At 38.3% G+C, this 15,005-nt stretch carries 12 protein-coding genes; 4 read left to right on the top strand and 8 right to left on the bottom strand.

What is annotated here, in order from left to right:
- Nucleotides 1-84: 84 nt before the first annotated feature.
- From B9A52_RS21165 to B9A52_RS21155, 3 genes are all read right to left on the bottom strand, one after another.
- Entirely contained in the window at nucleotides 85-1,449 is a 1,365-nt protein-coding gene (locus B9A52_RS21165; RefSeq protein WP_084122545.1) for a RagB/SusD family nutrient uptake outer membrane protein, read from the bottom strand.
- 12 nt (nucleotides 1,450-1,461) lie between these two features.
- The gene (locus B9A52_RS21160; RefSeq protein ID WP_084122543.1) at nucleotides 1,462-4,515 is read right to left on the bottom strand and encodes a SusC/RagA family TonB-linked outer membrane protein; all 3,054 of its coding nucleotides are present in this window, start codon (nucleotides 4,513-4,515) and stop codon (nucleotides 1,462-1,464) included.
- A 361-nt stretch (nucleotides 4,516-4,876) separates the two neighbouring features.
- The gene (locus B9A52_RS21155; RefSeq protein WP_084122541.1) at nucleotides 4,877-5,203 is read right to left on the bottom strand and encodes a HesB/IscA family protein; all 327 of its coding nucleotides are present in this window, start codon (nucleotides 5,201-5,203) and stop codon (nucleotides 4,877-4,879) included.
- A 90-nt stretch (nucleotides 5,204-5,293) separates the two neighbouring features.
- Between B9A52_RS21155 and mce the strand changes: the two genes are divergently transcribed.
- Nucleotides 5,294-5,704, top strand: a complete 411-nt coding sequence (gene mce, locus B9A52_RS21150) for a methylmalonyl-CoA epimerase (RefSeq protein WP_084122539.1) — start codon at nucleotides 5,294-5,296, stop codon at nucleotides 5,702-5,704.
- 55 nt (nucleotides 5,705-5,759) lie between these two features.
- Here mce and B9A52_RS21145 read toward each other — a convergent pair whose 3' ends face one another.
- The gene (locus B9A52_RS21145) at nucleotides 5,760-7,118 is read right to left on the bottom strand and encodes a DUF5723 family protein (protein ID WP_084122538.1); all 1,359 of its coding nucleotides are present in this window, start codon (nucleotides 7,116-7,118) and stop codon (nucleotides 5,760-5,762) included.
- Nucleotides 7,119-7,389: 271 nt separating this feature from the next.
- Here B9A52_RS21145 and B9A52_RS21135 point away from each other — a divergent pair, with 271 nt between their 5' ends.
- The 3 genes from B9A52_RS21135 to B9A52_RS21125 all read left to right on the top strand — a co-directional run bounded on the left by B9A52_RS21135 (nucleotide 7,390) and on the right by B9A52_RS21125 (nucleotide 10,659).
- Nucleotides 7,390-8,580, top strand: coding sequence for a hypothetical protein (locus B9A52_RS21135; protein ID WP_084122534.1), 1,191 nt, complete (start codon nucleotides 7,390-7,392; stop codon nucleotides 8,578-8,580).
- A gap of 256 nt (nucleotides 8,581-8,836) precedes the next feature.
- On the top strand, nucleotides 8,837-9,865 hold the full coding sequence (gene thiL, locus B9A52_RS21130) for a thiamine-phosphate kinase (RefSeq protein ID WP_084122532.1): 1,029 nt from the start codon (nucleotides 8,837-8,839) through the stop codon (nucleotides 9,863-9,865).
- A gap of 113 nt (nucleotides 9,866-9,978) precedes the next feature.
- Complete coding sequence (locus B9A52_RS21125; RefSeq protein ID WP_157370243.1) at nucleotides 9,979-10,659, top strand: ERCC4 domain-containing protein; 681 nt, start codon at nucleotides 9,979-9,981, stop codon at nucleotides 10,657-10,659.
- A 13-nt stretch (nucleotides 10,660-10,672) separates the two neighbouring features.
- On the opposite strand, the gene B9A52_RS21120 is transcribed toward B9A52_RS21125, so the two are convergent.
- From B9A52_RS21120 to B9A52_RS21105, 4 genes are all read right to left on the bottom strand, one after another.
- The gene (locus B9A52_RS21120; protein WP_084122529.1) at nucleotides 10,673-11,740 is read right to left on the bottom strand and encodes a bile acid:sodium symporter family protein; all 1,068 of its coding nucleotides are present in this window, start codon (nucleotides 11,738-11,740) and stop codon (nucleotides 10,673-10,675) included.
- Nucleotides 11,741-11,912: 172 nt separating this feature from the next.
- Nucleotides 11,913-12,344: a nuclear transport factor 2 family protein gene (locus B9A52_RS21115; RefSeq protein WP_084122527.1), complete on the bottom strand. Its 432-nt coding sequence runs from the start codon at nucleotides 12,342-12,344 to the stop codon at nucleotides 11,913-11,915.
- 65 nt (nucleotides 12,345-12,409) lie between these two features.
- A complete protein-coding gene (locus B9A52_RS21110) occupies nucleotides 12,410-13,894 on the bottom strand; it encodes a mandelate racemase/muconate lactonizing enzyme family protein (RefSeq protein ID WP_084122525.1) in 1,485 nt (494 codons plus the stop codon).
- A 60-nt stretch (nucleotides 13,895-13,954) separates the two neighbouring features.
- Complete coding sequence (locus B9A52_RS21105; RefSeq protein WP_394334860.1) at nucleotides 13,955-14,887, bottom strand: RraA family protein; 933 nt, start codon at nucleotides 14,885-14,887, stop codon at nucleotides 13,955-13,957.
- Between the last annotated feature and the right edge of the window lie 118 nt (nucleotides 14,888-15,005).

Here is a 15,005-nt window from a genome sequence, read left to right as displayed (position 1 = left end):
AGTATTGGGGACAAGTATTGCGAACAGTCCATAAAAAAAGCCACCTTAATGGTGGCTCTTTTATTTTTTAGTTTATTTATTTTCTTAATAACCTGCATTTTGAATAAGATTTGGATTGGCATCCATTTCTCTTTGAGGTATTGGGAATACCATTCTTGGACTATCAAATGGGAAAACTTCCGGTCCGGTGTTGTCATTGATAGATCCTCGGACTCTTTTTACATCATGAATGATATGTCCTTCATGGGCTAGTTCAAGTCTGCGTTCTAAAAGGATTTCATCCAATGTCAAAGAAGTTTTGGCTGGTAAACCCACCCTTGCTCTGATCAAGTTGATATCTGCCAATGGGGTAGCACCTATGGCAGTACCTTCTCTGAAGTTGGCTTCTGCTCTGGTCAGATACATTTCAGTTAGCCTGATGACCTTCACATTCCTGAATTGATCTCTCCATTTTGCAGTCCTTCTTTCTCCCGCTCCTTGGTAAAACTGGCCAAGCCTGAGATCATTATCTTCATAGTTTTCAAGATGGCTGTCTAATATTGCAACATCACCATCTCTTGCTCCAAATTCGGCAATTGAGTAGAAAGTGAACATGTCATTGGCAGGGTCTTGGGTATTTACCGCTATGGCGAATAAATCCTCCACAGAATTACCTTCTGTATTGAAAGCATCCATAAAACCGGTAACCAATCTTTTGCCGTTCGCTTCAGCTTCTACGATTGCCCTATTTGCAGCATCTCTTGCATCTCCAAATCTTTCCATTTGAAGATATACTCTGGACAATTGTGCCGCAGTAGCATAGGAATTTGCAAGAAATCTATTCGAGGGTGGCAATAATGTTTCGGCTTCTGTCAAATCACTCAAAATCTGAGCATATACCTCAGCTACTGTATTTCTGGACACAAAACTTGCTTCGTTTACTTCACGGGTAGGAGTCAAAATCAAGGGAACACCAAGATTTGTAGAAGGGCTGCCTGCCACATAAGGAAGTCCATAAAGCTTGATCAACTCAAAAAACATGGAACCTCTCAGAAACAATGCTTCTCCTTTTACCCTGTCTCTGTCTGCCTCATTGACTACATCAAGAGCACCCAACACGTTGTTGGAAACGTTGATAGCTCTATAAGCAGCTGCCCATGTTCCTTCCACAAAGGAGTTGTTTACTACAATTGCTTTATTGAACATCTCTCTAGGTTGGTTGAAGGTACCTTCCCATCTGATTTCACCGTTTGAACCCAACATTTCAGAATACAATTGAAGTCTTCCGCCATAAAGAGCAACGCTTCTAGTTTCGGCATACGCTCCGATCAGTACACTTTTCACATTGGCATCATTGCTCAATGCAAGACTCTGATCGATACTTTGAAAGGGCGTAAGGAATAATTCATCGTTACAGCTACTGAATACAGTAACAAGCCCTAATAATCCTATAATTATATGTTTTTTCATTTTAATAGCTATTTAGAATCCGACATTTAGACCCAATGAGATTGTCCTGGCTTGGGGCGCTGAATAAAAATCATAGCCCTGAGAAACATTTGATGCAAAAGCATCTGCATTTACTTCAGGATCCCATCCTTTATAATTCGTGAAAGTCAAGAGGTTTTGAGCTACTAAATAGAATCTGGCAGTAGAAATCTTCATCTTGCTGGTCAGGGTATTAGGTAGGGTATAGCCAATCGTAAGCGTTCTCAACCTTACATAGCTCCCATCAGAAAGATATCTGCTTGAAGCCTGACATCCGTTACAAGCTCCCAATCTAGCTTGGGGAACCATTGTAATGTCACCTGGGTTTTGCCATCTTGCCATCTGATCCCTTGTTGAATTATCAAACCAGTCACCGTTTGCAGCAAAGAAACCTCCGCCACCATCATAGATATCGTTTCCAAATACTCCTTGGAACAAGAAGTTCATATCAAAATTACCAAAAGTAAAATTGTTTGTGATACCTCCGATAAACTGAGGGTTTGGATCACCGACAACCATTCTTTCAGCATTATTGATATTATTGGTAGTTTCTGTCTGTTCCGCATTGGAATAGTACAAGGCATCGCCGTTATCAGGATCTACCCCGGCATATTTAGGCCCGTAGAAAACACCTATTGACTCGCCTATAAAGATACTGTTCAGTGATCTTGAGGATGTAGGTGGAATGGATTCCTGACCAGGAGCAAGTTCTCTTACTCTATTGATATTTCTTGCAAAGTTAAGAGAGGCATTCCAACTGAAATTTTCTTTGGAAACAACAGAACCGTTTAAGATAAATTCAAAACCGTAGTTCTGCATTCTACCAATATTCTGTCTTTGTACATTGAAACCTGAGGTAGCAGGTACAGGGACATTCAGAAGCAAATCCCGGGTGTTTTTATCATAGTAGTCAATCTCACCGGTAATTCTGTCTCTAAGAATACCGAATTCAATACCGATGTTAAACTGCTCTGTTTTTTCCCAGTTTAGATTTGGATTAGGGATTTGTGTAGGTCTTAGTCCGGGGATCAAACCATATGAAGATGTCCCGAAAAGTCCCAAATGATCAAAATTCCCAATTTCCGCATTACCGGTAAGTCCGTAAGAGGCTCTTAATTTCAATAAACTCAAAGTTTCGTTGCCTTTAAGGAAACCTTCTTCTGATAAGACCCATCCTGCAGAAGCAGCAGGGAAGAAGCCCCATTTGTTATTATCTCCGAATCTGGAGGAACCATCCGCTCTGGCACTGAAAGTACCGAGGAATTTATTGTTGAACCTGTAGTTTACCCTTGCAAAATAAGAAAGGAAGGTAAAGTTGGTCAATGTGGAAGTACCACCTGTAATTTCTGCTGCTGAAGCCAGTGTCCTCAAATCATCCAAAGGAAACTCCTGACCTTCTACAGAAGTGAAATTATCTTCAGATTTCTGGAATTGCATACCTGCTACTGCATCGATATTGTGTTTGGTACCTATAGCTTTGGTGTAGGTAAAGAAGTTGTTGGTGTTATAATTAAATATTCTCAACCAACTTGATCTCCCGAATCCGTTGGTGGAACGACCACTGTTTGTTCTGGAACCGAAAAACTGCTCCTGATTTTGGTTCATGACATCCACACCGAATTCACTTTTGAATTTCAGGTCTTTGGTTATTTTTACTTCACCATAAATATTTGAAATATTTCGATAAGAGGTATTTAACCACTCTGCATTTTCAGAATCGACCAAGTTGTTGTAATAGGTAGTAGTTGGAGTATCATAAAGCACCCCATTCAAATCCCTGATGGGTGTAATAGGCGCTAAAGCTACTAATTGAATAGGATTGTTGAAGGCGTTATCGTCAGACAATCTATTGTTTCTTACCCTACTGAAACCTAAGTTAACTCCGAAATTGAAGATCTCACTAACTTTATGGTCTAAATTCAACCTGGTAGAAATTCTTTCAAAATCATTTCTGATAATGATACCTTCCTGCTTGTCATAGGCAGTACTGAAGTAAAATTTCGTTTTGTCATCACCTCCAGTTGCCGAAAAATTGACATTGGTAACTCCTGCATCAGGGTTGAATGCCTGTTCTTGCCAATCGGTATCAGTTTCATTGGTTCTCCAATCAGACCAACCTGAATATCTATCAAATCTTCCTTCTACAAACTGAAGCCAAGATCCAGGATAATCCGCTGGATTATTTTTAGGGTCAAATCCTTCGCTCAGGTCATTGTTGTATGCGGACTCAGTCATCAATTCGATAAATTCCTCAGCATTCAAAAATTCTCGCTTTCTTGTTGGAGAGGAAACACCTCTTTGCACACCTACATTGAATTTGGTTTTACCTTTAGCACCTGATTTGGTGGTGATCAAAACCACACCGTTAGACGCTCGGGCACCGTAAATAGCTGATGCAGAAGCATCCTTCAAAACTTCAAAAGATTCAATGTCATTGAAATTGATATCAGCAAGTGGGTTGAAATCTCCTATGGCACCACCAGAGGTGATAGGCAATCCATCGACGATATATAAAGGTTCGTTGCCACCTGAGATAGAAGTAGTACCCCTTACTCTGATTTTCACACCTTCACCCAATTTGCCACTGTTTGATTCCACGAATACACCGGCCATTCTTCCCTGAAGGGCTTCCTGAAAGTTGGGTACAGGGATATTGGCGATTTCTGCACCTTTTACTGTAGCAATGTTTCCTGTAAGGTCTCCTTTGGTAATCGTACCGAAACCTGTTACCACAACTTCTCCCAGAGTTTTTGCATCCACTTGTAGCGAGATATCAATAATGCTACGATTACCGACTGCTGCCTCCTGCGTTTCAAAACCAACAAAAGAGAAAACCAGAGTCTGATTGGACTCAACCTGGATGCTGTAGCCTCCATTTAAATCTGTTACGGTACCAGAGGTAGTCCCTTTGATAACCACATTTACTCCCGGAAGAGGAAAACCATCCTCCACTGAGATAACAGTTCCCGTAACTGTCCTTGTTTGGGCTATTGCCATATTTCCAATAAATAGGAAACAGAGCAAAGCGCTTAGTAAATTTTTTGTCATAAATGATAAAGGTTTAGTAAATAAATTGTTAAAGTAGCATAACAAGTAATTTTGTAGCGTAAGTTTAAAAACATTTTTCAATAGAGTGAAATTTATATTGAAATTAATTTCTCGCAACTTTTAATAAAAAGATTAAAAAAATAAACTAAATATAATTTATCAAATAATTGATTGTACTAAGAATAAGGAGTTAAATCGTGATTTTTTCTTAAAAAAAGGCTTAATGAGACTTTAATTAAATGTATTTATATTGAATAGGATTAGTTTGTTGGTAAAAAAAATACAGTTTTATTAACAAATTATTAATAAAAAAGCCAGTTTTTGAAAACTGGCTTTAAATTGAATTTTTTAAAGTTTATTTTTAAACAGAAAAACTTTCACCGCAACCGCAGGTTCTTGAAGCATTGGGATTGACAAACTGGAAACCCTTTCCGTTCAATCCATCAGAAAATTCCAATGTAGTACCTGCCAAATACAGCAGACTTTTTCTGTCAACAATTATTTTGACACCTTTGTCTTCAAAGACGTGATCGGTTTCAATCAAATTCCCGTCAAATCCCAGATCATACATCAGACCTGAACATCCGCCACCCTTCACAGAAACCCTAATGTTCTCATTTTCTGTCCTTCCTTCTTCTTTTTTCAATTCGAGGATCCTTTCTTTTGCCTTTTCCGAAACGATTATCATATCTTTAATTAATTAAGTCATATTTATAAGCATCAGATTAACATGCTTCATTTTGAAATAATTCAAAAACAAAGATAAAAAAATATCAAGATGAGAAAAATCGAACATTTGGGAATAGCAGTCCGGGATCTTCAAAAATCAAATGATTTGTTCAAAAGATTGTTGGGTACAGCACATTACAAAACCGAAAGTGTAGAAAGCGAAGGAGTAAAGACTTCTTTTTTTCAGGTTGGTGATACCAAAATCGAACTTTTGGAAGCAACAAGAACAGAAAGTCCCATAGCAAAATTTATTGAAAAAAAGGCTGAAGGAATTCATCATATCGCTTTCGATGTGGAAGATATCTATACTGAAATGGATAGAATGAAAGCAGAAGGATTTGAAATACTGAATGATATTCCAAAAGAAGGTGCTGATAATAAATTGGTGGTTTTTTTACATCCCAAATCTACCAATGGAGTTTTGGTGGAACTTTGTCAGGAAAAACCAAAACTTCATTAATGGATATCCGCTTCTTTGCCAGGAAATCAGCAAAGCCCAGAAGTATAAAATTGAATTATTTGAGATCTTGGGCTTTATCTTTAAAAATCGGAACCTTGAATCCAATAAATACATCAGTGCTTTTTGAGGAACTTGAAAGGAGGTTTGACAGTACCGAACCTGATCCAATCATAAATGGCCCTGATCTAAATCCAATTCCCCAATGAATACCAGACTGGTATTGCCTTAAGCTCAAAGGACTGTAAATACTGATTCCTTTGGATTCAAACCTTGGGGTGACGGAAATGGTATTGATGATGTTGCTGACTCTGAATGTTGAGGAATTTCTAAGTGAATAGGCACCATGAAGACTTAGGAAAAACTTTTTGGAAACATTGTAATCCACAAATGCCTGAAGAGAAGAAGGAAGTCCAAGTGATCTGTTTCCGATTACTTCTGTTCCTTGAAAATTTTCATTCAACAGGTCCTCCAAGTCTTTTTCGTCAAACTCTACAACATCTACAGTCCCATTCATGTCATAACTGACCTCTGTTGCGCCATTATAATTTATGGAACCGATATCCAATATTGAAATCCCAAAACGAAGTTTGTATGGCTTTGGTAAATAAACAGAATCAACAGGAAACTCATCTTTTGACTTCAACTCATATACTAACCCAAAATCTGCTCCGAATCCACCTGTGAAATCCGTGAACTCTATATTTTCCGTATCAAAACCCGAAGTGTATCCATAATCGAGTGTCCCTCCTGTGGTTAGGATTCCTGCATTAGAGTTAAAAGCCGCACTTAATTGTGGGCTTGAAGTGAAAAGTCCACCAGCACCTCCCAGGTATTTCAATGTTGTGCCGAATTTTAAGCGGCCTGATTCATTATCCAGAATGATCCTGCCATAAGTAAGTCCTAATTCGCCCCATGCATGTATAGTTCCTGCAAGGTCTTCCATATTTGCTTGGAAATCAGATTGAGAATCAAAACCATCAGAAATGCTTTCATAAAACAACCCGCTGATATTATGAATATTGAAAAATGTCCTGACCCTGGTGTTGATCCCCAAGCTGCTTTTTTCATTCAATCTGAACATGACCGATGGACCCAAAATATCTGCATTTCCAAAAAAATTGTTTCTATCAGAGGGTGTTTTTGAGACATCAGAATCAAATGAAAAACCATCACCGATATTTCTGAGATTGCTGAAGTCCACACCTAGATAGTCATTACCAACAAAAGCACTGGCAGAAAATATGTTGAATTCAAACTTGGTTTTGGACCCAACCACATGAGCTGGGTTTAGTAATAGGGAATGAACTCCGGAATAATTGTCCATGGTATTTCCTATGTAGGATTGAGAATGACCATAAGGAGAAAATATAACAAACAGCAATAGAAAAGAAGCAGATTTCAATAAATAGTTCATAATGATTGGAATAAAAGTGAATACCTTAAAAATTTGGATGAATATAAATCAAAATCAAACATAAAAAAAGATAGATGTTTTTTGATTTCAAATATAAACTCATTTCTACATTTCCTTACTGAGTGAATATTAGCATTTGGCTTAATTTCTTGATTGGATTGAAACAAATTGAATAATGAAAGTGCAATTTTCATGGCCACTTCAAGTTTTAAACCAATAACATAGTTGGAATTGATTTTTCAAATCCGTAACCTTGTTGAAAAAAAGAAAAATGATTTATTTAAAAAAGTATTCCAAACTGATCGAGTTATCTTTTTTTGCCTGTTTGATGCTCATTTTTAATGTTTCTTGTAATGATGATATAGATAATCATGTTCCAATAAAGGAAGATACTGTACCTTTTGAAAGGCACCCAAACCTTCTCTTTAGCAGAGCCGATGTTGGTAACCTGGAAGTAATTGGAGATAGGTTGTACTATTCAAATGTGAGTAATCCAGGTTATTTTGATTCAGAAGGTATACAACATCAATTTTCTATGCGAAGTTTTGATATGAGATTCAGTCATTCCTTCTCGGATAATCTCACTGCGGGAGTGTTGAACAATAGGAACTCATTGGTGATAATGCCAAATTACAATTATGCTAGTAATAATGTTGTTGCTCTCACTCCTTTAAATATCCCCAATCTTCCTCTTGATGCCCAATTGAAAGAGGGATGGTTGGAAGTTCCTAATTTTGCATTTAATGAAAATTTTATAATCTCATCTTGGGAAAGAAATTTATTTTTTCCCGGTATAGAGCCTATAGACAACACATTTATCCTGGAATTAAACGTTGTCAATTCCAGCTTCGGTCCGCATGTTGATCGTCAACTGCCGGTTTTGAGAAAAATTCTTTTGGATTTGGAGATCGATGGAAGAAGCAGGCTTGATTTAATTACTGCATATAGTTGGGAAGACGGTTGGATTATTTCCGGTTCGATCAGTGGACTTCAAAATTCCTTCTTTGTTACTAAAGAAGGGAAGGCTACACCTCTCAGAAATATATACGAGCGATTTGTCATTCTTTCATTGATTAAGGGTCCCGAGGGTGAATTGTTTTTGACTACGGAAGACGAGATCTTTTACTCACCTGACGGCGATATTTTCAATTTGATAAGTATTGCTTCTTCAAATCAATTTCTTCGTATTCAATTTATCCAAGACCGTCTGATCACTTGGGCCGGAAGAGACAATTTCTATGAAATCCTGAATTACAAAGATCCTGAAAACATTGAAATAACAGAATTGGAAAACCTTGGGCTTCAAGGTCTTTGGGTTAAGGATATTGAATTTTTTAACAATCAAGTTTATGTTTCTACAAACGGCGGGCTGTTTTTAAAGGGCTTGGAAGATTTTTGGACTGTCAAAGAAGAATCTGTAAATGAAGCTTCAGTAGAAATTGGCTGGGAGCTTTCTAAGTAAATTCCATTAATTGTTAAATCAAATTGAGTTATTCTTAATAGTAGAACTTATTAATTGGTATTTCACAAAACCTAAACCAGGAGGATGATTTCCTATTATCCGAAGATAAGTTAATTGAGCAAAAGGGTAGATGGTTTTTCAGAAATCATACTTGCCCCTATAAGTGTACACACTAAACAGATGTTTTACCAAGCTATGAAGCTATTGGGAATTCGAAGTATCTTTGTATTTCCAAGCAAGAAATAAAAGAAAAATTATGTCCGAAGAAAGAACTGAAATCTCTGAAATAGGGGAGTTTGGTCTGATTGACCATCTGAATGAAAAAATCATTATCAAGCATATCTCTACCATTAAAGGAATCGGGGATGATGCAGCAGTGATTGAAGCAGGAGACCATGTCAAAGTGGTGACGACTGATTTGTTGCTGGAAGGAATTCATTTTGATTTATCGTATGCACCTTTACCTCATATCGGATTCAAGGCAGTGGCAGTCAATATCTCTGATGTAGCGGCCATGAATGCCATTCCGAAACAGATTACAGTAAGTATTGCCCTTTCCAATAGGTTTTCGGTTGAGGCTGTTGATGCGCTCTATGCAGGAATCAATGCGGCAGCGGAACATTACAGCGTGGATGTAATAGGAGGGGATACCACTGCTTCGCGTTCAGGGTTGGTGATTTCTGTGACTGCAATCGGAGAAAGTAAAAAAGAATCCTTGAGTTTTCGATCCGGAGCAAAGATCAATGATATTATCTGTGTTACGGGAGATCTTGGGGGTGCATTGGTGGGGTTACAGATTTTGGAAAGAGAAAAGCAGGTCTTTTTGGCAAATCCGGATATGAAACCGGAATTGGAAAAATATAGCTATGTGACCGGCAGACAATTAAAGCCTGAGGCTAGAATGGATATTGTCCATGAATTAAGGGAATTGGGAGTTGTACCCAGCAGTATGATGGATATTTCCGATGGCTTGGCTTCCGAATTGTTCCATATCTGCAAAGCTTCGAATGTAGGTGTTACTATCTATGAAGATAAATTGCCCATTGACAAACAGACTTTTGATACAGCAGTGGAGCTGAATCTGGATCCGATTACCTGTGTTTTGAATGGGGGAGAGGACTACGAATTGTTGTTTACTATTGACCAAAAGGATTTCGAAAAATTGGAAAAACATCCGGATATCCATTTTATCGGGCATGTGACCAAGACGGAAGAAGGGAAGTATTTGGTGACCAAGAGTGGTACAGCTGTTCAGTTGAAGGCTCAGGGGTGGAAGCATTTTTAATATAATTTTCTGTAAATCCCCCAATTCCTTTGAATTGGGGGATTTACAGAAAATTAGTTGGATTCATCATCATTATTTTTTTAAATTTATTGAGGTTCTGCTTTTTAAAATTTATGTCGAAATTGATAAAATCATCATATTTTTATCCATTGGAAGTAATTATTGACGATAGGGAACCCATTTCTCTTGAGAAGGAACTGCTATCGAGAGGGAATTTATTGGTGCAGAGAAAAAGGTTGGATGTAGGGGATTATATTTTTGACAATGATTTATTGGTCGAAAGGAAAACGGTTGTTGATTTCTGTGCATCTATCAAAGATGGCAGGCTTTTTAAACAGGCAAGCAAGCTTTCAAAAAACAAAATCCCATCAATGCTGATTTTGGAGGGAAGACAAAAGGATTTTAACAAAACTGATTTTACAACCCAGGCCATACAGGGAGTTATGGTTTCTATAAGTCTAGGATTTAAAATACCAATCCTAAGGTCCAAGGGTATAAAAGAAACCGTTTCAATCATGTTGCAGGGCTTCAAACAATTGACAAAGGACAAGCTACAAGACCAAAGAACTTATCCCCGCAAGGGCAATTTTAAAAAAGGAAAGGATCAAAATTTAAAACAAAAAATCCATGTTTTGGAAGGATTTCCCGGAATTGGAGCAGATAGGGCAAAAAACTTATTGGATCATTTTGGAAGTCTCAAGGCAGTTTTTAATGCAGATTTCGAAAATCTTTTAAATGTTCCCGGGTTAGGAAGAATTTCTGCTAATAGGTTCAGAGATCTTTTAGATCGATAAATTTTCTTTCAGATTATCCAGAATGGTGATCGAAGGTTTTGTTTTCTATTTCATCTTTAGGCGGTTTTCTATGCCAGTAAGAAGCCAATACAGAACCTGTTATGTTCATAAATGGGCCGAATACAGCAGCAGCCAATCCAACTGTTGCGATTTTACCCATTTCCTTTGCCAATCCTGAAGCCAACCCTGCATTCTGCATTCCAACTTCCAAGGCGATAGTCCTGCAATCTCTTTCATCCATACGGAAAAGTTTGCCCGCCCAATAGCCCAATGTATAACCACTTAGGTTGTGGATGACTACCAATAAAATCAGCAAAGGACCTATATTCAACAAACTGTCCCTTCCGGCCGCTGTGATGATTACAATGATTACAGCTATACCAATCATGGATACCAAAGGCATGGCCGCATCCAACCATTTCACTTTTCCTCCTAGGTATTTGTTGAACAATAGACCTGCTCCAATAGGAATTATTACTATTTTGACAATATCCATGACCATCTTCATCACATCAACTTCCACGAACTCACCCGCCAACCAACCCATCAGAACGGGTGTGACAAAAGGGGCCAACATCGTGGTAATGGCTGTGATAGTGATAGAAAGCGCTAAATTCGCTTTTGCCAAAAAACTCATCACATTGGATGCCATGCCACTGGGCGAACATCCTATCAATATCAGTCCTGCGGCTATTTCAGGTGGAAAACCACTGCTTTTTGCCAATGAGTATCCAATAAACGGCATAATGGAAAATTGACACAAAACCCCTACCAATACGCCTTTAGGCATTTTTACGACACCTTGAAAATCCTTGAGACTCATGGAAGTCCCCATGCCGAACATGATGATCTGAAGCAAAGGAACAATCAAACCGCTCAATTTGTAATTTCCCACTTCCTGAAATACTACAGGATAAAACATTGCGGCTGTAACCGAGGCAAAAATCATAATGGTATATGTGAAGCCCTTGAGATTTTCAAAACCTCTAAACCCAATACCTATCAAAACAAAAAACAAAATCAAAAGTGGTCCAACAAAACTTGAATGATCAGTCAAATACAGTATTCCGGCCAATAACAATACAGGTAAGGAGGACCATAATAGGGATTTAAATACAAGTGGTTTCAATGGGCTTTATATTTCGTTGGTTTATTCTTTTATCAAATCTGCAATCAAAAATCTTCCCGATAGCTATCGGGACTGAAATCTACAATCAATTTATGCAGCTCCAGCGCTACAAATCAGGAAATCATCACTGCGGCAATCTATAAGCCTGTCTTGCAAGCAATTTCCAATTGGATTTGTCTTTTTCCCAAATCATCATATTACCAATCCGGATATTCACTTTTTCCTTGGCATTGTTTTCCGCCGTTGCCACATAAATATGTGTTACTACCGCAACATTTCCTGAAATGGTTATTTTCTGATTTTCAACTTCAACAGTCAAATAATCCAGAGGATTTCGGCTAATGATTTCTGCAATAAAGGCTTTTTTGTCCTGAACATTACCATTGGAATGGCCAAAAACCAAATTATCTGACAAAAGTGTAGAAAATTTAGATTCATCCGCATCTACTACTGCTTTTGTGAATTCCTGAACAGCCTTAGCGACTTTTTCAGATTCATCGAAAGCAGCATAGAATCCCAAAAGATTGAAAAACGATATCAATACAAGTATTTTCATTTTTTAGATATTAAAGGAAGAGCTGTGAGAATAATCCTACAGCTCTTCTTTGTTGAAATTACAAATTAACTCCAAGTCCTATCATGGGATCTTTTTTCATCCCATTCAGTTGTTGGTGCAAAGTATGAAGAATCTGATTTGTGGAGATGTTGTTTGACTACTTCATCATTCAGTTCGATTCCTAAACCTGGTGCAGTCAAAGGAACAGGTGCATAACCCTTTACGATCATTTTATCTCCGCCTGTGGTTTTGACCATATCTTCCCACCAAGGTAGATCCACAGAATGATGTTCCAAAGAAAGGAAATTCTGGGTAGCTGCCGCACAATGCACATTGGCCATAAACGAAACCGGCGTTCCTGCCTGATGCATGGCCATGGCTATGCCAAACTCTTCTGCATAATCACCGATTCTTTTTGTTTCCAATAATCCTCCTGAGGATGCCAGATCAGGATGCACAATATCAACTGCCCGGTTGTGGATGAGATCTTTGAAGTTTTCAAGCAAGTAAATATCTTCACCTGTCGTGGTAGGTGTTTCCAAAGCATCAGTAATTGTTTTATGCTGTTCGGTCCACTGCCATGGGACCATGTCTTCCAACCAAGCCAAAGTATATTTTTCAAGCGCCCTTCCTAATTTGATACAGTTGTTATAATCGATATGTCCGTAATGATCCGTGGAAATCGGAATTTCATAACCCACCATTTCTCTTACCTCGTGAACTATTTTAGCAAGTTCATCCAATCCTTTTTCAGTTATTTGAACGCCAGTGAATGCATGTTTGGTATTGGCATAGGACATGTAACCACCTTGCCACTGATTTGAATTTTGTTTTAGGATTTCTGTATTGTTCAAAGTGCCAGGTATGTTTCTGACCTGATTGATGGAAACATCCATTTTGAGCCAGGAATATCCTTGGGTTTCTGTTCGGTATTTGATTTTTTCCCTTTGTTCTTCAGGCGTGTTTCCAGTAGGCGTATCGGCATACAAACGGACATTGTCTCTATACCTGCCACCGAGTAATTGCCAAGCCGGAACATTATAGGCTTTACCACAAAGATCCCAAAGGGCCATTTCAACTGCGCAAACACCACCTGCTTGACGTGCTTGTCCACCAAACTGCTTGATGATTTTGAAGATTTTTTCAACGTTACAAGGGTTTTCTCCCAAGATCCTGCTTTTGAGCATCAGCGCATAACGCGGATCTGCTCCATCCCTAACTTCACCCAGACCATAAATTCCCTGATTGGTATCAATCCGGATGATAGCGGTTCTACCCAATACCGTGGTGACGCAATATCTCAGGTCTGTGATTTTCAAATCAGAGGGTGCAGAAGCTCTTCTTACATTTCTGGTGGTTTCTGCCATGGTATCTTCCATTGAAAGTCCCATCAAGGCAGTTAATGACATTCCTCCAAGAGCTGTCTTTTTAAGAAAATCCCTTCTATTTGCCTTCGTATTTACACTGTTCATTTCAGCTAGTCTTTCAGCCGCATATTGCTTTTCGGTTGCTTTGGTTTTATTGATAATATCTTGAAGTGTGTTTTTCATGGTGTTCTAGGTTTATTGTTAATATTGAGGTTAAAGCTTATTTGGTTGAACTGTCAGGAATCACCAGTTCCTGTCTTTAAGAAAATTATTCAGTTCTTCTCGGCTCATGGGTAAGTCAGTTTTTTTATTGACCCAATCAAGAAAATCTTTTACAATGGTCTCACTCCATTTGCTGTCTATTTCACCTGCAGTATACTTTCCCTCTTTTAGCCTTTGGATACCAAATTGATCACGTAGCATGATAAATTCTCCGTTGATGACAAGGTCAGCCAAAAGATGAGCAGGAATAAATACAACTCCATATTTGTTAGCAAGTACAGCATCTCCTGGAAGTACGGTTGCTCTACCAACCCGAATGGGATAATTGATTGTGGTAAGCATCATCTGTTGAATGTAGGAAGGATCATGACCTTTTACCCATCCATTGAAACCATCAATAGCTGACAATCCGGCCATATCGCGAACAGATCCATAAAAAATAACGCCTTTTTTTGTTTTGGCATAAATAGCATTTCCAAGATTATCTCCAATTAAGGTTCCGTCTACAATTTTGCCATAACCATCAGCAACATAAATATCTCCATCTACCAGCTTGTCTATCGGCCAGGAATTGGTTCCTCCAGCTTGGGTCCTGCCTTCTTTTTTGCCAATTTCTTTTACAAGGTCATTGACATCAGTTCTCAAGGGCATATATTGAGCTGTCAGGGCCCTACCGGTCATCACCCGGTCATCGTCGATGATAACCCAATCATTTTCATATTGGTTGTTATACCCTTTGTTTCTTAAAAACCCCCAAGATTCTTCCATAGAAAGTTTTTCCAGCCTTTTGAGCAAATCATCTGATACTTTCGGTCTTCCATCAGCAAACCGTTCCCCTGTCCACTGTGAAGTCAGCATTTTGATCTGATCCGGAGTAGGGGAGATCTGTTGGGAATAGGAAGTAAACACCATACATGACAGAAGTGCAATACTCAGTAAAATAGTTTTTTTCATGATATCGGGTCTTTAGGTTAAAGTTGTTGAAAATAAATAAATCAAATAAAATCCTTTATTCTCAGTTAATTTATAAGGTAGGTGGAATCCCTGTTTGAGTTTGGATTTTAGTAAGATT

Source organism: Aquiflexum balticum DSM 16537, assembly GCF_900176595.1.
GTDB classification, from domain to species: Bacteria; Bacteroidota; Bacteroidia; order Cytophagales; family Cyclobacteriaceae; genus Aquiflexum; species Aquiflexum balticum.
This window is presented reverse-complemented; position numbering and strand designations above follow the sequence as displayed.

Bases quoted from the DNA above. Each gene is read 5' to 3' on its own strand.
- thiL (WP_084122532.1), top strand. From the start codon at position 8,837: ATGTCCGAAGAAAGAACTGAAATCTCTGAAATAGGGGAGTTTGGTCTG.
- B9A52_RS21110 (WP_084122525.1), bottom strand. From the start codon at position 13,894: ATGAAAAACACACTTCAAGATATTATCAATAAAACCAAAGCAACCGAA.
- B9A52_RS21155 (WP_084122541.1), bottom strand. From the start codon at position 5,203: ATGATAATCGTTTCGGAAAAGGCAAAAGAAAGGATCCTCGAATTGAAA.
- B9A52_RS21105 (WP_394334860.1), bottom strand. From the start codon at position 14,887: ATGAAAAAAACTATTTTACTGAGTATTGCACTTCTGTCATGTATGGTG.
- mce (WP_084122539.1), top strand. From the start codon at position 5,294: ATGAGAAAAATCGAACATTTGGGAATAGCAGTCCGGGATCTTCAAAAA.
- B9A52_RS21125 (WP_157370243.1), top strand. From the start codon at position 9,979: ATGTCGAAATTGATAAAATCATCATATTTTTATCCATTGGAAGTAATT.
- B9A52_RS21165 (WP_084122545.1), bottom strand. From the start codon at position 1,449: ATGAAAAAACATATAATTATAGGATTATTAGGGCTTGTTACTGTATTC.
- B9A52_RS21160 (WP_084122543.1), bottom strand. From the start codon at position 4,515: ATGACAAAAAATTTACTAAGCGCTTTGCTCTGTTTCCTATTTATTGGA.
- B9A52_RS21135 (WP_084122534.1), top strand. From the start codon at position 7,390: ATGATTTATTTAAAAAAGTATTCCAAACTGATCGAGTTATCTTTTTTT.
- B9A52_RS21115 (WP_084122527.1), bottom strand. From the start codon at position 12,344: ATGAAAATACTTGTATTGATATCGTTTTTCAATCTTTTGGGATTCTAT.
- B9A52_RS21145 (WP_084122538.1), bottom strand. From the start codon at position 7,118: ATGAACTATTTATTGAAATCTGCTTCTTTTCTATTGCTGTTTGTTATA.